Origin of the sequence: Bacillus sp. FSL H8-0492 (assembly GCF_038006145.1) — a bacterium.
Taxonomy (GTDB): Bacteria; Bacillota; Bacilli; order Bacillales; family Bacillaceae_G; genus Bacillus_A; species Bacillus_A mycoides.
In genome coordinates, this window is record NZ_JBBOUP010000001.1 from 113,840 (window position 1) to 132,291 (window position 18,452).

The window sequence follows — 18,452 nt, forward strand, 5'->3', positions numbered from 1 at the left end:
TTTTTTGTGCATTTATAATACTCATGATTTGAGGGGTGAAGCAGTTGACAGGTCAACTAGTTCAATACGGACGCCACCGCCAACGAAGAAGTTATGCCCGTATTAGTGAAGTATTAGAGTTACCAAATCTTATCGAAATTCAAACCTCTTCTTATCAGTGGTTTCTTGATGAGGGTTTGCGAGAAATGTTCCAAGACATTTCTCCGATCGAAGACTTTACGGGAAATCTATCGCTTGAATTTATCGACTACAGCTTGGGTGAACCTAAATACTCTGTAGAAGAATGCAAAGAGCGTGATGTGACGTATGCAGCACCACTTCGTGTAAAAGTGCGTCTAATCAACAAGGAAACTGGTGAAGTAAAAGAACAAGATGTGTTCATGGGAGATTTCCCACTCATGACAGAGACTGGAACATTCGTAATTAACGGTGCAGAACGTGTTATCGTTTCCCAGTTAGTTCGCTCTCCAAGCGTATACTATAGTGGCAAAGTGGATAAAAACGGAAAACGTGGTTTTACTGCTACTGTAATTCCAAACCGCGGAGCTTGGTTAGAGTATGAAACAGATGCTAAGGATGTTGTATATGTGCGTATTGACCGTACGCGTAAACTTCCTGTAACTGTTTTGTTACGCGCATTAGGGTTTGGCTCTGATCAAGAAATCACCGAGCTTTTAGGTGATAACGAATACTTAAGCAATACGTTAGAAAAAGACAACACAGATAGCACAGAGAAAGCATTGCTTGAAATTTATGAGCGTCTACGCCCTGGTGAACCACCAACAGTAGAAAATGCAAAGAGCTTACTTGTGTCTCGTTTCTTTGATCCAAAGCGCTACGATTTAGCAAATGTAGGTCGCTATAAGATCAACAAAAAGCTACACATTAAAAACAGATTGTTTAACCAACGTTTAGCTGAAACACTGGTGGATCCAGAAACTGGTGAAATTTTAGCGGCAGAAGGAACAGTCTTAGATCGTCGTACACTGGATCGCATTCTACCTTACTTAGAGAAAAACATTGGATTCAAAACAGCGAAACCAATGGGTGGAGTGGTAGCAGGCGATGTTGAGCTGCAATCTATTAAGATTTATGCTCCAGAATCAGAAGGCGAACGATCTATAAACGTAATTGGGAATGCAAATATTACTCGTGATATAAAACACATCACACCAGGTGATATTCTTGCTTCTATTAGCTACTTCTTTAACTTGCTATATAAAGTAGGGGATACAGATGATATTGACCACTTAGGAAATCGTCGTCTGCGTTCTGTAGGAGAGTTACTACAAAACCAATTCCGTATCGGTCTTTCTCGTATGGAACGTGTTGTTCGTGAGAGAATGTCGATTCAAGATACAAATGCAATTACACCACAAGCGTTAATTAACATTCGCCCGGTTATTGCATCTATTAAAGAGTTCTTCGGAAGTTCTCAGTTATCTCAGTTCATGGATCAAACAAACCCATTAGCAGAGTTAACTCACAAACGAAGACTATCTGCATTAGGACCCGGTGGTTTAACGCGTGAGCGCGCAGGCTTTGAAGTACGTGACGTTCACTACTCTCACTATGGTCGTATGTGTCCAATTGAAACGCCAGAGGGACCAAACATCGGTTTGATTAACTCGTTATCTTCGTTTGCGAAAGTAAATGAGTTTGGTTTCATTGAAACGCCATACCGTCGTGTTGACCCAGAAACTGGTCTTGTAACAGGGCAGGTTGATTATTTAACAGCAGATGAAGAAGATAACTATGTTGTAGCCCAAGCGAATATGAAATTATCTGAAGTAGGGGAATTCCTTGATGAAGATATCGTAGCTCGTTTCCGTGGTGAAAACATTGTCACAAATAAAGAACGCATCGACTACATGGATGTATCTCCAAAACAAGTAGTGTCGGCAGCGACAGCTTGTATTCCGTTCTTAGAAAACGATGACTCTAACCGCGCACTTATGGGAGCGAACATGCAACGTCAGGCGGTTCCGTTAATAAATCCGGAATCTCCGATTGTAGGTACAGGTATGGAGTACGTATCAGCAAAAGACTCAGGTGCTGCAGTAATCTGTAAACAGCCTGGTGTTGTTGAGCGCGTAGAAGCACGTGAAGTTTGGGTACGTCGCTATGTAGACGTTGACGGTCAAACAGTAAAAGGCGACTTAGATCGCTACAAAATGCAAAAATTCATTCGTTCTAACCAAGGAACTTGCTACAACCAACGTCCAATCGTAAGTGTTGGAGACCAAGTTGTAAAAGGTGAAATCCTTGCGGATGGTCCTTCTATGGAACTAGGTGAACTGGCGCTTGGACGTAACGTGCTTGTTGGCTTTATGACATGGGACGGTTATAACTATGAGGATGCGATCATCATGAGTGAGCGCCTTGTAAAAGATGATGTGTACACTTCTATCCATATTGAAGAATATGAATCAGAAGCTCGTGATACGAAGCTTGGACCAGAAGAAATTACACGTGATATCCCGAATGTTGGAGAAGATGCACTTCGTAATCTTGACGAGCGCGGTATTATTCGCGTCGGTGCTGAAGTAAAAGATGGAGATCTACTTGTTGGTAAAGTAACGCCAAAAGGTGTAACAGAATTAACGGCAGAAGAACGTCTATTACATGCAATCTTCGGTGAAAAAGCACGTGAAGTACGTGATACATCACTACGTGTACCACACGGTGGTGGCGGTATTATCTTAGATGTAAAAGTGTTTAACCGTGAAGATGGCGATGAATTGCCACCAGGCGTGAATCAACTTGTACGTGCATATATCGTTCAAAAGCGTAAAATTTCTGAAGGTGACAAAATGGCTGGTCGTCATGGTAACAAAGGTGTTATCTCCCGTATTTTACCGGAAGAAGATATGCCTTACTTACCAGATGGTACGCCAATCGATATCATGTTAAACCCATTAGGGGTACCATCTCGTATGAATATCGGTCAGGTATTAGAGCTTCATCTTGGTATGGCGGCAAGATACCTTGGTATTCACATTGCAACACCGGTATTCGATGGTGCTCGTGAGGAAGATGTATGGGGCACAATTGAAGAAGCTGGTATGGCAAATGACGCGAAAACAATCCTGTATGACGGACGTACTGGTGAGCCATTCGATAACCGTGTATCTGTTGGTGTCATGTATATGATCAAACTTGCGCACATGGTTGACGATAAACTTCATGCTCGTTCTACTGGACCATACTCACTTGTAACGCAGCAACCTCTTGGAGGTAAAGCTCAGTTCGGTGGACAGCGTTTTGGTGAGATGGAGGTTTGGGCACTTGAAGCTTATGGTGCTGCTTATACTCTTCAAGAAATCTTAACAGTGAAGTCTGATGATGTTATTGGACGTGTTAAGACGTATGAAGCAATTGTTAAAGGTGAAAATGTTCCAGAACCAGGCGTTCCTGAATCATTCAAAGTATTGATTAAAGAACTGCAAAGTTTAGGTATGGACGTTAAAATGATGTCTATCAACGATACAGAAATTGAAATGCGTGATACGGAAGATGACGATGATCATCAATCAGCAGATAAATTGAATGTTGAAGTTGAGACAACTAAGGAATAATTGGGATAACCTGTAGACTAAAAGGGAGGTAGGCCCCTTGATAGATGTAAATAACTTTGAATATATGAAGATTGGACTTGCTTCACCTGACAAGATTCGTTCTTGGTCATACGGTGAAGTTAAGAAACCAGAAACAATTAACTATCGTACGTTAAAGCCTGAAAAAGATGGCTTGTTCTGTGAGCGTATTTTCGGACCACAAAAGGACTGGGAATGTCATTGCGGGAAATATAAACGTGTACGTTATAAAGGTGTAGTTTGTGATCGATGTGGCGTTGAAGTAACGCGTGCAAAAGTTCGTCGTGAACGTATGGGTCATATCGAATTAGCTGCTCCTGTATCTCATATTTGGTATTTCAAAGGTATCCCGAGCCGCATGGGACTTGTCTTAGACATGTCCCCTCGCGCGCTTGAAGAAGTAATTTATTTCGCTTCTTATGTTGTAACAGAAAGTGGAGATACACCACTTGATAAGAAGCAATTACTTTCTGAAAAAGAATACCGTGCATATCGTGATCGATATGGCAGTACATTCCATGCTGCTATGGGTGCAGAAGCGATTAAAAAATTACTGCAAGACATCGATTTAGATAAAGAAGTAGACTTCTTAAAAGAAGAATTAAAAACAGCACAAGGACAACGCCGTACTCGTGCTATTAAACGTCTAGAAGTATTAGAAGCATTCCGTAACTCTGGAAATCACCCATCTTGGATGATCTTAGAGGTTCTTCCAGTTATCCCACCAGAACTACGCCCAATGGTACAGTTAGATGGTGGACGTTTTGCTACTTCTGACTTAAACGACTTATATCGTCGTGTAATTAACCGTAACAACCGTTTAAAACGTCTATTGGACTTAGGTGCACCAAGCATTATCGTTCAAAACGAAAAACGTATGTTACAAGAAGCTGTAGACGCATTAATCGATAATGGTCGCCGTGGCCGTCCAGTTACTGGACCAGGTAACCGTCCATTAAAATCACTATCTCACATGCTTAAAGGTAAACAAGGACGTTTCCGTCAAAACTTATTAGGTAAACGTGTTGACTACTCTGGCCGTTCTGTAATCGTTGTAGGACCGAACTTAAAGATGTACCAATGTGGATTGCCGAAAGAAATGGCACTTGAATTGTTTAAACCTTTCGTTATGAAAGAGTTAGTTGGAAAAGGATTAGCACACAACATTAAGAGTGCTAAACGTAAAATCGAGCGTGTACACCCTGAAGTTTGGGACGTTTTAGAATCTGTGATCAAAGAGCATCCAGTACTTCTAAACCGCGCACCAACACTTCACCGTCTTGGTATCCAGGCGTTTGAACCTACACTAGTAGAAGGTCGTGCAATCCGTCTTCACCCACTTGTATGTACTGCATACAACGCGGACTTTGACGGTGACCAAATGGCGGTTCACGTTCCGTTATCATCAGAGGCACAAGCAGAAGCTCGTATCCTTATGTTAGCGGCACAAAACATCTTGAATCCAAAAGACGGAAAACCAGTTGTTACTCCATCTCAGGATATGGTATTAGGTAACTATTACTTAACACTTGAGCGCGAGGGTGCAATCGGTGAAGGTATGGTCTTCAAAGATGCAAACGAAGCAATACTTGCATACCAAAATGGATATGTACATCTGCACACACGTGTTGCAGTTGCTGCGAGTTCGGTAAATAATGTAACGTTTACTGAAGAGCAAAAGAGTAAGCTTCTATTAACAACAGTTGGTAAATTAATATTTAACGAAATCTTACCAGAGTCGTTCCCTTATATTAATGAACCAACAAACTCAAACCTTGAAAAAGAAACACCAGCGGAATATTTCGTTGAAAAAGGTGCGAACATTAAAGAAATTATTGCTAGTCGCGAAGAAGTGGCACCATTTAGCAAGAAAATCCTTGGTAATATTATTGCGGAAGTATTCAAACGTTTCCAAATTACAGAAACGTCTCGCATGCTTGACCGTATGAAAAACTTAGGATTTAAATACTCTACAAAAGCTGGTATTACAGTTGGGGTATCAGATATTCTTGTATTAGGTGAAAAAGATGAAATTCTCCATGAAGCACAAGCAAAAGTAGATAATGTAATTAAACAATTCCGTCGCGGTTTAATCACGGAAGAAGAACGTTACGATCGCGTTATCTCTATTTGGAGTAATGCAAAAGATGTTATCCAAGGAAAGCTGATGAAATCCTTGAATAAACGCAACCCAATCTTCATGATGAGTGATTCCGGTGCCCGTGGTAACGCATCGAACTTTACTCAGCTTGCTGGTATGCGTGGTCTGATGGCCAATCCATCTGGTCGTATCATTGAGCTTCCGATCAAATCGAGTTTCCGTGAAGGTTTAACAGTACTTGAGTACTTCATCTCTACGCATGGTGCGCGTAAAGGTCTTGCCGATACAGCACTTAAAACTGCCGATTCTGGTTACTTAACACGTCGTCTTGTAGACGTTGCACAAGATGTAATTGTTCGTCAAGATGATTGTGGAACAGATCGCGGTTTACTAATTGGTGCGATTAAAGAGGGTAATGAAGTTATTGAGTCACTATATGATCGTCTTGTTGGACGTTTTGCAAGAAAAACTGTAAAACACCCTGAAACAGGTGAAGTATTAGTTGTTGAAAATCAATTAATTACTGAAGATATTGCTCATATCGTTGAAAAGTCGGGTGTTGAAACTGTAAACATTCGTTCAGCGTTTACGTGTAATACTCGCCATGGTGTATGTAAGAAGTGTTACGGTCGTAACTTAGCAACTGGTACAGACGTAGAAGTAGGAGAAGCGGTAGGTATTATCGCAGCTCAATCTATCGGTGAGCCAGGTACACAGTTAACGATGCGTACGTTCCATACAGGTGGGGTTGCCGGAGATGATATCACACAAGGTTTACCTCGTATCCAAGAGATCTTCGAAGCTCGTAATCCGAAGGGTCAGGCAGTTATCAGTGAAATTGACGGTGTTATCGCAGCGATCAACGATGTTAAAGATCGCCAAGAAGTAGTTGTACAGGGTGAAGTTGAAGCTCGTACGTATGCTATTCCTTACGGTGCTCGTCTGAAAGTAACTCTAGGACAGCCAATTAGCCACGGTAAAGAGTTAACAGAAGGTTCTATTGATCCGAAGGAATTACTAAAAGTAACGGACATTACAGCAGTTCAAGAATACTTATTACGTGAAGTTCAAAAAGTATACCGTATGCAAGGGGTAGAAATTGGTGACAAACACGTAGAAGTAATGGTACGTCAAATGCTACGTAAAGTTCGTGTAAGTGATGCGGGTGAAACGGATGTATTACCAGGAACATTACTAGATATCCATCAGTTTACTGATGCGAATGCGAAGGTGTTACTGAAAGGTAAACAACCAGCAACGGCTAGACCGGTTCTACTTGGTATTACAAAAGCTTCACTTGAGACAGATTCGTTCTTATCTGCGGCGTCATTCCAAGAAACAACTCGTGTTCTAACAGATGCAGCAATTAAGGGTAAACGCGATGAGCTTCTAGGATTGAAAGAGAATGTTATTATCGGTAAGCTTGTTCCTGCTGGAACAGGTATGAATCGTTATCGCAAAGTGGATCTTGTAAAAACAACACAAGATAACATGAATGTAGAAAACGATGAAGTTTATGTGGAACAGTAAAATTTTCCGTCGTAAATTTTGTATAAAAACAGCTGATCCTAGTTGACATTGTATGAGACAAAATGTTACTATAATCAAGGTTGCTCCTGAATGATGCTTTGGAGGATATTTAAATGTCTTATCAAAAAGTGTCAAATGCTGAAAATGTAGTCGTTGGTCATAAACGAACATTGGAAGCAATCAAAAATGGTATAGTTAAAGAAGTTGTTATTGCGGAAGATGCTGATGTGCGGTTAACCCATGTTATCATTCGTACTGCCTTGCAACATAACATACCCATAACCAAAGTTGAATCAGTTCGTAAGCTTGGAAAAGTTTCGGGGATTCAAGTGGGAGCTTCAGCAATAGGAATAATAAGTTAAAACTGTTTTTGTGAGGAGAGAGCATTTGCTCTTCCTTGCAAAAACTTTGTTTTCAACTAATAATGAACCACCTGGATATGTGGTCATACAAACATGCGAAGGGAGGATAATCAAATGCCTACTATTAACCAATTAGTGAGAAATGGTCGTACTGATAAAGTATGGAAGTCTAAATCACCTGCGTTAAACAAAGGTTTTAATTCTTTAAAGAAAAAATCAACTGATATCTCTGCACCTCAAAAACGTGGTGTGTGTACTCGTGTTGGTACAATGACTCCGAAGAAACCGAACTCAGCGTTACGTAAATACGCTCGTGTACGTTTAACAAACGGTATTGAAGTTACAGCTTACATCCCAGGTATCGGTCATAACCTACAAGAGCATAGCGTAGTATTAATTCGCGGTGGTCGAGTAAAGGATTTACCAGGGGTACGTTACCACATCGTTCGTGGTGCGCTTGATACAGCTGGTGTTGACAAACGTATGCAAGGACGTTCTAAATATGGTACTAAGCGACCAAAACCTGCTAAAAAATAATAAACTTATAATGAAAGGAGGAACTCAATATGCCTCGTAAAGGACCTGTTGCGAAACGTGACGTGTTACCAGATCCAATGTACAATTCTAAACTTGTAACACGCCTAATCAACAAAATGATGGTTGACGGTAAAAAAGGTAAATCTCAAACAATTCTTTATAACGCTTTCGATATCGTTCGTGAACGTTCAGATAAAGAACCAATGGAAGTATTCGAGCAAGCTCTTAAGAACATCATGCCTGTTCTTGAAGTACGCGCTCGTCGTGTTGGTGGTGCTAACTACCAAGTTCCAGTTGAGGTTCGTCCAGAACGCCGTACAACTTTAGGTCTTCGCTGGTTAGTAAACTATGCTCGTCTTCGTGGTGAAAAAACTATGGAAGAGCGTCTAGCTTACGAAATCTTAGATGCAGCTAACAACGCTGGTGCATCTGTTAAGAAACGTGAAGACACTCATAAAATGGCAGAAGCTAACAAAGCATTTGCTCATTACCGTTGGTAGGATTCAACGTAAAATAAATGTAAGCATAAACCGCTTTATTTGTCGCTTATGGAAGTGTGGAGAGGGAGAATGCCTCTCCCTTTCGTTGGGCGCTCGTTTTACATAATGAGGGTACTGGACACTGGCATATGTAACAATATAAAGTGGCTTTTTTGCTACTTAAAATAAAATAATCCAATCCATATATGGAAGGAGCAAGACACCAAATGACTAGAGAGTTCTCTTTAGAAAACACTCGTAATATTGGTATCATGGCTCACATCGATGCTGGTAAAACAACAGCAACTGAGCGTATTCTGTATTACACAGGACGTATTCATAAAATCGGTGAAACTCATGAAGGTGCATCTCAGATGGACTGGATGGAGCAAGAGCAAGAACGTGGTATCACAATTACTTCTGCTGCAACTACAGCACAATGGAAAGGTCACCGTGTAAATATCATTGACACTCCAGGACACGTAGATTTCACAGTAGAAGTAGAACGTTCTTTACGCGTACTTGATGGCGCAGTAGCAGTACTTGATGCACAATCTGGTGTAGAACCACAAACAGAAACTGTTTGGCGTCAGGCTACTACTTATGGTGTACCTCGTATCGTATTCGTTAACAAAATGGATAAGATTGGTGCAGATTTCTTATACTCTGTAGGAACAATCCACGATCGTTTACAAGCAAACGCACATCCAATTCAGTTACCAATCGGTGCTGAAGATGAGTTCAATGGTATCATTGACCTTGTTGAAGAGTGTGCTTACATGTACGCTAACGATTTAGGAACAGACATCGAGCGTGTCGAAATTCCTGAAGAGCATAAAGAATTAGCTGAAGAATACCGTGGAAAACTTATTGAAGCGGTAGCTGAGCTTGATGAAGAAATGATGATGAAGTACCTAGAAGGTGAAGAAATCACTGTAGAAGAGCTTAAAGCTGGTATCCGTAAGGCTACAACTTCTGTAGAATTCTTCCCAGTAATCTGTGGTTCTGCATTCAAAAATAAAGGTGTTCAAATTCTGTTAGACGCAGTTATCGACTACCTACCATCTCCATTAGATGTACCTGCTATTAAAGGTACTCTTCCGGATACAGATGAAGCTATCGAGCGTAAGTCTAGCGATGAAGAACCATTCGCAGCTTTAGCATTCAAAATCATGACTGATCCTTATGTTGGTAAGTTAACGTTCTTCCGTGTGTACTCTGGTGTGTTAAACTCTGGATCATACGTGAAAAACTCAACTAAAGGTAAGCGTGAGCGTGTAGGTCGTATCCTACAAATGCACGCTAACAGCCGTGAAGAGATTTCAACAGTTTACGCTGGTGATATCGCTGCTGCTGTAGGTTTAAAAGATACTACTACTGGTGATACTCTTTGTGACGAGAAGAGCCTTGTTATCCTTGAGTCTATGGAATTCCCAGAACCAGTTATCTCTGTAGCTATCGAACCAAAATCTAAAGCTGACCAAGATAAAATGGGTACAGCATTATCTAAGCTTTCTGAAGAAGATCCAACATTCCGTGCTCACACTGACCAAGAAACTGGCCAAACAATCATCGCTGGTATGGGTGAACTTCACCTTGATATCATCGTTGACCGTATGCGCCGTGAATTCAAAGTGGAAGCGAACGTTGGTGCTCCTCAGGTAGCATACCGTGAGACTTTCCGCGCTGCTGCGAAAGTTGAAGGTAAGTTCGCTCGTCAATCTGGTGGTCGTGGACAATTCGGTCACGTTTGGATTGAGTTTGAACCTAACGAAGAAGGTAAAGGTTTTGAATTCCAAAACAAAATCGTCGGCGGTGTAGTTCCACGTGAATACATCCCAGCTGTTGGAGCGGGTCTTGAAGACTCACTTAAAAATGGTGTACTAGCTGGTTACCCATTAGTTGACATCAAAGCTGCGTTAGTTGACGGATCTTACCATGATGTCGATTCATCTGAGATGGCGTTCAAAATCGCTGCATCTATGGCGCTTAAAGCTGCGGTTTCTAAATGTAGCCCAGTAATTCTTGAGCCAATGATGAAAGTTGGAGTTGTAATTCCTGAAGAGTACATGGGTGACATTATGGGCGACGTAACATCTCGTCGTGGACGTGTAGAAGGTATGGAAGCTCGCGGTAACGCTCAAGTTGTTCGCGCTATGGTTCCACTTTCTGAAATGTTCGGTTATGCAACGGCATTACGTTCTAACACTCAAGGACGCGGAACATTCTCAATGACATTTGATCATTATGAAGAAGTACCGAAGTCTGTTTCTGAAGAAATTATTAAAAAAAATAAAGGTGAATAATTGATTTTTATCGATTGTTCAAGTATAACTACTTATGTAAGCTTAGAAAGTGAGACGCAAGTTTCACTTTCTAGTCTAAATATAAAATAACCCATATAAACTAAGGAGGAATTTAGAATGGCTAAAGCTAAATTCGAACGTTCTAAACCCCATGTTAACATCGGTACAATCGGCCACGTTGACCATGGTAAAACTACATTAACTGCTGCGATCACTACAGTTCTTGCAAAAGCTGGTGGTGCTGAAGCACGCGGATACGATCAAATCGACGCTGCTCCAGAAGAAAGAGAGCGCGGAATCACAATCTCAACTGCACACGTTGAGTACGAAACTGAAACTCGCCACTATGCACACGTTGACTGCCCAGGTCATGCTGACTATGTTAAAAACATGATCACTGGTGCTGCTCAAATGGACGGCGGTATCTTAGTAGTATCTGCTGCTGATGGTCCAATGCCTCAAACACGTGAGCACATCCTTCTTTCTCGTCAAGTAGGTGTTCCTTACATCGTTGTATTCTTAAACAAATGCGACATGGTAGATGACGAAGAATTATTAGAATTAGTAGAAATGGAAGTTCGCGACCTATTATCTGAATACGGATTCCCAGGCGACGATATTCCTGTAATTAAAGGTTCTGCTCTTAAAGCTCTTCAAGGAGAAGCTGAGTGGGAAGAAAAAATCATCGAATTAATGACTGAAGTTGATGCTTACATCCCAACTCCAGAACGTGAAACTGACAAACCATTCTTAATGCCTATCGAGGATGTATTCTCTATCACAGGTCGTGGTACAGTTGCAACTGGTCGTGTTGAGCGTGGAATCGTTAAAGTTGGTGACGTAGTAGAAATCATCGGTCTTGCTGAAGAGAATGCTACTACAACTGTAACTGGTGTAGAAATGTTCCGTAAGCTTCTTGACCAAGCTCAAGCTGGAGACAACATCGGTGCTCTACTTCGTGGGGTTGCTCGTGAAGACATCCAACGTGGACAAGTTCTTGCTAAAACTGGCTCTGTAAAAGCACACGCTAAATTCAAAGCTGAGGTTTTCGTATTATCTAAAGAAGAAGGTGGACGTCATACTCCATTCTTCGCTAACTACCGTCCACAGTTCTACTTCCGTACAACTGACGTAACTGGTATCATCCAATTACCAGAAGGTACTGAAATGGTAATGCCTGGTGACAACATCGAAATGACTATCGAACTTATCGCTCCAATCGCTATCGAAGAGGGAACTAAATTCTCTATTCGTGAAGGTGGACGTACAGTAGGTTACGGTGTAGTTGCTACAATCGTTGCTGAGTAGTCTTTAATTAGATTATTAAAAACTCAAGGGATTCTCCCTTGAGTTTTTTTATTGCTTATTACTATAGAAGAAAGAGATGTATTTTCTATTTTCGGATGAGTTTCTTCTATAGTATATAAAACGAAAATAACACCCAAAAACTGTAAGTTGAATAAGAGTAGATGAAAACTTGATATTCTTTAAAGTGCCATGTATAATAGCAAAAGTAGAGAAAAGCAGATGCGAACAAAAAGATGCTTGCATCTAGACGAATAACATTGTATAATAGACAATGTTGGTCTTTGACTGCGATGAAGTGGAAGGTTGCTGACACACCCGGCCGCTTTGCCATGGCATGGTGTGGGGAAATTTCCATGGAGAAGGTCTATTTTAGAAATAGGCGAACGAAGGAGGGAAAATAATGGCAAAAGAAAAAATTCGTATCCGTTTAAAAGCTTATGATCACCGTATTCTTGATCAATCAGCTGAGAAAATTGTAGAAACAGCTAAGCGTTCTGGGGCAACAGTTTCTGGTCCGATCCCATTACCAACTGAGAAGACTATTTACACAATTCTTCGTGCTGTTCATAAGTACAAAGATTCTCGTGAACAATTCGAAATGCGCACACACAAACGTCTAATCGACATCGTGAGTCCTACTCCGCAAACAGTAGATTCATTAATGCGTTTAGATTTACCATCTGGTGTAGATATCGAAATCAAACTATAATTCATATAACTTAAAAATGTAGGAGGTGTAACTCATGACCAAAGGAATCTTAGGAAGAAAGATCGGTATGACTCAAGTATTTGCTGAGAACGGTGAGTTAATCCCAGTAACGGTAATCGCTGCTAATCCAAACGTTGTTCTTCAAAAGAAAACAACTGAAACTGATGGCTACAACGCAATTCAGTTAGGATTTGAAGATAAACGTGAAAAGTTAACTAACAAACCTGAACAAGGCCACACTGCTAAAGCATCTACAACTCCTAAGCGCTTCATTCGCGAAATCCGCGATGCAGACGTGGACGGATTAGAGGTTGGTCAAGAGGTAAAAGTTGAAGTTTTCGCTGCAGGTGAAATCGTTGACGTAACAGGAATTTCTAAAGGTAAAGGTTTCCAAGGTGTTATTAAACGCCACGGACAATCTCGCGGACCTATGTCTCATGGTTCTCGCTATCACCGTCGTCCAGGTTCAATGGGGCCAGTTGCTCCGAACCGTGTATTCAAAGGCAAAAAACTTGCTGGACGTATGGGTGGAGACCAAGTTACTATCCAAAACTTAGAAATCGTTCAAGTTGACACTGAGCGCAACTTATTACTAGTAAAAGGTAACGTTCCAGGTGCTAAGAAATCTCTTGTAGTTGTTCAAGGCGCTGTGAAGGTTAGCAAATAATTCACAATAGGAAGGAGGAATTCCAATGCCAAAAGTTACTGTATATAACCAAACTGGTTCACAGGTTGGTGAAATCGAATTAGCTGAAGCTATTTTCGGTATCGAACCAAATGAAGCTGTACTATTTGAAGCTGTAATGATGCAACGTGCATCTTTACGTCAAGGTACACACAAAGTAAAAACTCGCTCTGAAGTTCGTGGTGGTGGTCGTAAACCATGGCGTCAAAAAGGAACTGGACGTGCTCGTCAAGGTTCTATCCGCTCTCCTCAATGGCGTGGTGGTGGTACGGTATTCGGACCTACACCAAGAAGCTATGCGTACAAACTTCCTAAGAAAGTTCGTCGTTTAGCAATCAAATCTGCATTAGCTACTAAAGTAGTTGAGAACAACATTGTAGTTCTTGAGGACCTAGTGTTAAATGCACCAAAAACAAAAGACATGGTAGCAGTACTTAAAGGATTAACTGTTGAGAAGAAAGCTCTTATCGTAACTGCTGATGCAAACGAATCTGTAGAGTTATCTGCTCGCAATATCCCTGGAGTAACAGTAATCACTGCTGATGGCGTAAACGTGCTAGATGTGCTTCATCATGATAAGCTAATCATGACAAAAGCGGCAGTGGAAAAAGTAGAGGAGGTGCTTGCATAATGAGAGATCCTCGTGATATCATTAAGCGCCCAGTTATCACTGAACGTTCTATGGAAATGATGGCTGAAAAAAAATACACGTTCGACGTGGACGTTAAATCTAATAAAACAGAGGTTAAAGACGCTATAGAAGCGATCTTTGGTGTTAATGTAGACAAAGTAAATATCATGAACTACAAGCCGAAAGCAAAACGTGTTGGTCGTCACGCTGGTTTTACTAGCCGTCGTCGTAAAGCAATCGTTAAGCTAACTGCTGACAGCAAAGAAATCGAAATCTTCCAAGGCGTTTAATTCTTACTAAAGAAGGAGGGAAATTGAGATGGGAATTAAAAAGTATAATCCAACTACTAACGGTCGTCGTAACATGACTACGAATGATTTCGCTGAAATCACGACTGACAGACCAGAAAAGTCTTTACTTGCTCCTTTAAGCAAAAAGGCTGGTCGTAATAACCAAGGTAAAATTACTGTACGTCATCAAGGTGGCGGACATAAGCGTCAATACCGTATCATCGACTTTAAGCGTAACAAAGATGGAATTCCAGGACGCGTTGCTACGATCGAATACGATCCAAACCGCTCTGCGAATATCGCATTAATTAACTACGTTGACGGTGAAAAACGTTACATTCTTGCTCCTAAAACTTTAGAAGTAGGTATGGAAGTTATGTCTGGCCCTGAAGCTGACATTAAAATCGGTAACGCATTACCATTAATCAACATTCCAGTAGGTACTGTTGTTCATAATATCGAGCTTAAGCCTGGTCGTGGAGGACAATTAGTCCGTTCTGCTGGTACGTCTGCTCAAGTACTTGGTAAAGAAGGAAAATACGTACTTGTACGTTTAACTTCTGGTGAAGTACGTTTAGTATTATCTGCTTGTCGCGCTTCAATCGGTCAAGTTGGTAACGAACAACACGAACTTATCAAAATCGGTAAAGCAGGTCGCTCTCGCTGGTTAGGTAAGCGCCCAACAGTTCGTGGTTCTGTAATGAACCCGGTTGATCACCCACACGGTGGTGGTGAAGGACGCTCTCCAATCGGACGTAAGTCTCCAATGTCTCCATGGGGTAAACCAACTCTTGGATTCAAGACTCGTAAGAAAAACAAAGCGTCTGATAAATTTATCGTTCGTCGTCGTAAAAAATAATGGGATTGTAGTACGGTTCATTTCAAGAACCGTACGCCAATCACGAAGGGAGGCACCAAAATGGCTCGTAGCTTAAAAAAAGGACCATTTGTCGATGATCACTTAATGAACAAAATGGAAAAATTAGTTGCATCTGAGCAAAAACAAGTTGTTAAAACTTGGTCTCGCCGTTCAACAATCTTCCCTCAGTTCATCGGACATACAATTGCTGTATATGATGGTCGTAAACACGTACCTGTGTACATCACTGAGGATATGGTTGGCCATAAGTTAGGTGAATTCGCACCAACTCGTACGTATAAAGGTCACCTTGCTGACGATAAGAAAACTAGAAGATAATGAGAGGAGGCACTTCAATGCAAGCTAAAGCAGTAGTGAGAACAGTTCGTATTGCTCCTCGTAAGGTTCGTTTAGTAGTAGACTTAATCCGAGGTAAGCAAGTGGGTGAAGCGATTGCTATCCTTAACCACACACCAAAAACTGCTTCTCCAGTTGTAGAAAAAGTTTTAAAATCTGCAATCGCAAATGCAGAGCACAATTATGAGATGGATATTAACAACCTAGTTGTTGAAAAAGTCTTCGTTGACGAAGGTCCAACGTTGAAACGTTTCCGTCCACGTGCAATGGGTCGTGCAAGCCAAATTAACAAACGCACAAGCCACATCACAGTTGTGGTATCAGAAAAGAAGGAGGGATAATCGATGGGTCAGAAGGTTAATCCAATTGGTCTTCGTGTCGGTATTATCCGCGACTGGGAATCTCGTTGGTTCGCTGAGAAAGATTATGCTACGTTATTACATGAAGACATCAAAATCCGTGAGTACATTACTGTACGCTTAAAAGATTCTGCTGTTGCTAAAGTAGAAATCGAACGTGCAGCAAATCGTGTAAATGTTACAATTCACACTGCAAAACCTGGTATGGTAATTGGTAAAGGTGGTACTGAAGTTGAAGCACTTCGTAAAGCTCTTAACCAATTAACAGGCAAGCGTGTACACATTAACATTTTAGAAGTTAAGAGAGCTGATCTTAACGCTAAATTAGTGGGCGAAAACATCGCTCGTCAATTAGAAAACCGTGTATCATTCCGTCGTGCACAAAAGCAAGTTATTCAACGTGCTATGCGTGCAGGAGCAAAAGGTATTAAAACACAGGTTTCTGGTCGTCTTGGCGGGGCTGATATCGCTCGTGCAGAATCTTACAGTGAAGGAACTGTTCCACTTCATACACTTCGCGCTGATATTGACTATGCAGCAGTTGAAGCTGATACAACATACGGTAAATTAGGCGTAAAAGTATGGATCTACCGTGGAGAAGTCCTTCCTACAAAAAAGAAAGCTTCTGAGGAAGGAGGAAAATAATATGTTAATGCCAAAACGCGTAAAATATCGTAGAGAGCATCGTGGTAAAATGCGTGGTCGTGCAAAAGGTGGAACTGAAATTGCTTTCGGTGAATTCGGTTTACAAGCACAAGCTGCTTCATGGATTACAAACCGTCAAATCGAAGCTGCTCGTCGTGCAATGACTCGTTACATGAAACGTGGCGGTAAAGTATGGATTAAAATTTTCCCTTCTAAACCTTACACTGCAAAACCTCTAGAAGTACGTATGGGTTCCGGTAAAGGGGCACCAGAAGGCTGGGTAGCAGTAGTAAAACCTGGGAAAATTATGTTTGAAATCGCGGGTGTATCTGAAGAGGTAGCACGCGAAGCATTACGTCTTGCAGCTCACAAACTACCTGTGAAATGTAAGTTCGTAAAACGTGAAGAAAATGGTGGTGAATCTAATGAAAACTAATGATATTCGTGAATTAACCACTGCCGAAATCGAAACAAAAGTTAAAGCTTTAAAGGAAGAATTGTTCAATCTTCGCTTCCAACTTGCTACAGGACAATTAGAGAATCCAACTCGCATCCGTGAAGTGCGTAAAGCGATTGCTCGTATGAAAACTGTAGTTTGTGAAAGAGAGATCGGAATTAATCGATAAATTGAGGGGAGGTTTGCATAGTGAGCGAACGTAACCAACGCAAAGTTTATACTGGTCGTGTTGTGTCTGATAAAATGGACAAAACGATTACAGTTTTAGTTGAAACTTACAAAACTCATTCCTTGTACGGAAAACGTGTTAAGTATTCTAAAAAGTACAAAGCCCATGATGAGCAAAACCAAGCAAAACTTGGCGATATCGTTAAAATCATGGAAACTCGCCCGCTTTCTGCTACTAAGCGTTTCCGTTTAGTTGAAATCGTTGAAGAAGCGGTTGTTATCTAAATAGACGAATCGGAATTTTTAGTCCGAAGGGAGGTTTCATAACATGATCCAACAAGAATCTCGTTTGAAAGTTGCTGACAACTCTGGTGCACGTGAACTTTTAACAATTAAAGTATTAGGCGGCTCTGGTCGTAAATATGCTAATATTGGTGATATTATCGTTGCTACGGTAAAACAAGCAACACCAGGTGGCGTTGTTAAAAAAGGTGACGTTGTTAAGGCAGTAGTGGTACGTACGAAGAGCGGAGCTCGTCGTCCGGACGGTTCTTATATTAAATTTGATGAAAACGCAGCGGTTATCATCAAAGACGATAAGAGCCCACGTGGTACTCGTATCTTCGGACCAGTAGCTCGTGAATTACGTGATAGCAACTTCATGAAGATCGTTTCTTTAGCTCCAGAAGTTCTATAATTTAAGGTATTGCCTTGCTAAGGAGGTGCAGAATTAAGATGCATGTAAAAAAAGGTGATAAAGTTCAGGTAATCACTGGTAAAGACAAAGGAAAACAAGGCGTTATCCTTGTGGCTTTCCCAAAGCAAAACCGTGTTATCGTTGAGGGTGTTAACATCGTTAAAAAACACTCTAAGCCATCTCAATTAAATCCACAAGGTGGAATTATTACGAAAGAAGCACCTATTCACGTTTCTAATGTTATGGTATTAGATCCGAAAACAGGCGAACCTACTCGCGTAGGCTTCAAAGTAGAAGATGGTAAAAAAGTTCGTATTGCAAAAAAATCTGGTGAATTATTAGATAAATAATTTTCTTAAGAAAGGAGGTCACTTCA

General features: G+C 41.0%; 20 protein-coding genes. All 20 read left to right on the forward strand.

Annotation, left to right across the window (positions count from 1 at the left end; all coding sequences use genetic code 11):
• Positions 1-44: 44 nt before the first annotated feature.
• On the forward strand, positions 45-3,578 hold the full coding sequence (gene rpoB / locus MHH66_RS00630; RefSeq protein WP_002113316.1) for a DNA-directed RNA polymerase subunit beta: 3,534 nt from the start codon (positions 45-47) through the stop codon (positions 3,576-3,578).
• Between the two features lie 37 nt (positions 3,579-3,615).
• On the forward strand, positions 3,616-7,227 hold the full coding sequence (rpoC, locus tag MHH66_RS00635; protein ID WP_002009783.1) for a DNA-directed RNA polymerase subunit beta': 3,612 nt from the start codon (positions 3,616-3,618) through the stop codon (positions 7,225-7,227).
• 113 nt (positions 7,228-7,340) lie between these two features.
• Positions 7,341-7,589 carry a 50S ribosomal protein L7ae-like protein gene (locus tag MHH66_RS00640; RefSeq protein WP_000121833.1) on the forward strand — a complete coding sequence of 83 codons (249 nt, stop codon included), beginning with the start codon at positions 7,341-7,343 and terminating at the stop codon, positions 7,587-7,589.
• Positions 7,590-7,703: 114 nt separating this feature from the next.
• Entirely contained in the window at positions 7,704-8,126 is a 423-nt protein-coding gene (rpsL, locus tag MHH66_RS00645) for a 30S ribosomal protein S12 (RefSeq protein ID WP_001142341.1), read from the forward strand.
• 29 nt (positions 8,127-8,155) lie between these two features.
• Positions 8,156-8,626 (forward strand): 30S ribosomal protein S7, encoded by a 471-nt coding sequence (gene rpsG, locus MHH66_RS00650; RefSeq protein WP_001137492.1) that lies wholly within the window; start codon positions 8,156-8,158, stop codon positions 8,624-8,626.
• Between the two features lie 206 nt (positions 8,627-8,832).
• Positions 8,833-10,911 carry an elongation factor G gene (gene fusA, locus MHH66_RS00655; protein ID WP_078185653.1) on the forward strand — a complete coding sequence of 693 codons (2,079 nt, stop codon included), beginning with the start codon at positions 8,833-8,835 and terminating at the stop codon, positions 10,909-10,911.
• 117 nt (positions 10,912-11,028) lie between these two features.
• Entirely contained in the window at positions 11,029-12,219 is a 1,191-nt protein-coding gene (gene tuf / locus MHH66_RS00660; RefSeq protein ID WP_002009778.1) for an elongation factor Tu, read from the forward strand.
• Between the two features lie 400 nt (positions 12,220-12,619).
• Positions 12,620-12,928: a 30S ribosomal protein S10 gene (gene rpsJ, locus MHH66_RS00665; protein ID WP_001040595.1), complete on the forward strand. Its 309-nt coding sequence runs from the start codon at positions 12,620-12,622 to the stop codon at positions 12,926-12,928.
• A gap of 34 nt (positions 12,929-12,962) precedes the next feature.
• Positions 12,963-13,595 (forward strand): 50S ribosomal protein L3, encoded by a 633-nt coding sequence (rplC, locus tag MHH66_RS00670; RefSeq protein WP_000160209.1) that lies wholly within the window; start codon positions 12,963-12,965, stop codon positions 13,593-13,595.
• Positions 13,596-13,620: 25 nt separating this feature from the next.
• Positions 13,621-14,244, forward strand: coding sequence for a 50S ribosomal protein L4 (gene rplD / locus MHH66_RS00675; RefSeq protein ID WP_001127261.1), 624 nt, complete (start codon positions 13,621-13,623; stop codon positions 14,242-14,244).
• Entirely contained in the window at positions 14,244-14,534 is a 291-nt protein-coding gene (rplW, locus tag MHH66_RS00680) for a 50S ribosomal protein L23 (RefSeq protein ID WP_001205557.1), read from the forward strand. The genes rplD and rplW overlap by 1 nt, the downstream gene beginning before the upstream one ends.
• 28 nt (positions 14,535-14,562) lie before the next feature.
• Positions 14,563-15,393, forward strand: coding sequence for a 50S ribosomal protein L2 (gene rplB / locus MHH66_RS00685; protein ID WP_000511584.1), 831 nt, complete (start codon positions 14,563-14,565; stop codon positions 15,391-15,393).
• A 60-nt stretch (positions 15,394-15,453) separates the two neighbouring features.
• Entirely contained in the window at positions 15,454-15,732 is a 279-nt protein-coding gene (gene rpsS, locus MHH66_RS00690) for a 30S ribosomal protein S19 (RefSeq protein ID WP_000124452.1), read from the forward strand.
• A 17-nt stretch (positions 15,733-15,749) separates the two neighbouring features.
• The gene (rplV, locus tag MHH66_RS00695; RefSeq protein WP_002009773.1) at positions 15,750-16,091 is read left to right on the forward strand and encodes a 50S ribosomal protein L22; all 342 of its coding nucleotides are present in this window, start codon (positions 15,750-15,752) and stop codon (positions 16,089-16,091) included.
• A gap of 3 nt (positions 16,092-16,094) precedes the next feature.
• Positions 16,095-16,754 carry a 30S ribosomal protein S3 gene (rpsC, locus tag MHH66_RS00700; protein WP_002009771.1) on the forward strand — a complete coding sequence of 220 codons (660 nt, stop codon included), beginning with the start codon at positions 16,095-16,097 and terminating at the stop codon, positions 16,752-16,754.
• 1 nt (position 16,755) lies between these two features.
• On the forward strand, positions 16,756-17,190 hold the full coding sequence (gene rplP / locus MHH66_RS00705) for a 50S ribosomal protein L16 (RefSeq protein WP_000928969.1): 435 nt from the start codon (positions 16,756-16,758) through the stop codon (positions 17,188-17,190).
• Positions 17,180-17,380, forward strand: a complete 201-nt coding sequence (rpmC, locus tag MHH66_RS00710) for a 50S ribosomal protein L29 (protein ID WP_002091523.1) — start codon at positions 17,180-17,182, stop codon at positions 17,378-17,380. Before rplP ends, rpmC begins: the two co-directional genes overlap by 11 nt.
• A 20-nt stretch (positions 17,381-17,400) precedes the next feature.
• Positions 17,401-17,664, forward strand: coding sequence for a 30S ribosomal protein S17 (gene rpsQ, locus MHH66_RS00715; protein WP_002091526.1), 264 nt, complete (start codon positions 17,401-17,403; stop codon positions 17,662-17,664).
• Between the two features lie 43 nt (positions 17,665-17,707).
• Complete coding sequence (gene rplN, locus MHH66_RS00720) at positions 17,708-18,076, forward strand: 50S ribosomal protein L14 (RefSeq protein ID WP_000615912.1); 369 nt, start codon at positions 17,708-17,710, stop codon at positions 18,074-18,076.
• Between the two features lie 38 nt (positions 18,077-18,114).
• Positions 18,115-18,426 (forward strand): 50S ribosomal protein L24, encoded by a 312-nt coding sequence (gene rplX, locus MHH66_RS00725; RefSeq protein WP_000558201.1) that lies wholly within the window; start codon positions 18,115-18,117, stop codon positions 18,424-18,426.
• Positions 18,427-18,452 lie beyond the last annotated feature (26 nt).

Excerpts from the sequence above, each read along its gene's own strand:
- MHH66_RS00640 (WP_000121833.1), top strand. The coding sequence starts at position 7,341 with ATGTCTTATCAAAAAGTGTCAAATGCTGAAAATGTAGTCGTTGGTCAT.
- rpsL (WP_001142341.1), top strand. The coding sequence starts at position 7,704 with ATGCCTACTATTAACCAATTAGTGAGAAATGGTCGTACTGATAAAGTA.
- rpsG (WP_001137492.1), top strand. The coding sequence starts at position 8,156 with ATGCCTCGTAAAGGACCTGTTGCGAAACGTGACGTGTTACCAGATCCA.
- fusA (WP_078185653.1), top strand. The coding sequence starts at position 8,833 with ATGACTAGAGAGTTCTCTTTAGAAAACACTCGTAATATTGGTATCATG.
- tuf (WP_002009778.1), top strand. The coding sequence starts at position 11,029 with ATGGCTAAAGCTAAATTCGAACGTTCTAAACCCCATGTTAACATCGGT.
- rpsJ (WP_001040595.1), top strand. The coding sequence starts at position 12,620 with ATGGCAAAAGAAAAAATTCGTATCCGTTTAAAAGCTTATGATCACCGT.
- rplC (WP_000160209.1), top strand. The coding sequence starts at position 12,963 with ATGACCAAAGGAATCTTAGGAAGAAAGATCGGTATGACTCAAGTATTT.
- rplD (WP_001127261.1), top strand. The coding sequence starts at position 13,621 with ATGCCAAAAGTTACTGTATATAACCAAACTGGTTCACAGGTTGGTGAA.
- rplW (WP_001205557.1), top strand. The coding sequence starts at position 14,244 with ATGAGAGATCCTCGTGATATCATTAAGCGCCCAGTTATCACTGAACGT.
- rplB (WP_000511584.1), top strand. The coding sequence starts at position 14,563 with ATGGGAATTAAAAAGTATAATCCAACTACTAACGGTCGTCGTAACATG.
- rpsS (WP_000124452.1), top strand. The coding sequence starts at position 15,454 with ATGGCTCGTAGCTTAAAAAAAGGACCATTTGTCGATGATCACTTAATG.
- rplV (WP_002009773.1), top strand. The coding sequence starts at position 15,750 with ATGCAAGCTAAAGCAGTAGTGAGAACAGTTCGTATTGCTCCTCGTAAG.
- rpsC (WP_002009771.1), top strand. The coding sequence starts at position 16,095 with ATGGGTCAGAAGGTTAATCCAATTGGTCTTCGTGTCGGTATTATCCGC.
- rplP (WP_000928969.1), top strand. The coding sequence starts at position 16,756 with ATGTTAATGCCAAAACGCGTAAAATATCGTAGAGAGCATCGTGGTAAA.
- rpmC (WP_002091523.1), top strand. The coding sequence starts at position 17,180 with ATGAAAACTAATGATATTCGTGAATTAACCACTGCCGAAATCGAAACA.
- rplN (WP_000615912.1), top strand. The coding sequence starts at position 17,708 with ATGATCCAACAAGAATCTCGTTTGAAAGTTGCTGACAACTCTGGTGCA.
- rplX (WP_000558201.1), top strand. The coding sequence starts at position 18,115 with ATGCATGTAAAAAAAGGTGATAAAGTTCAGGTAATCACTGGTAAAGAC.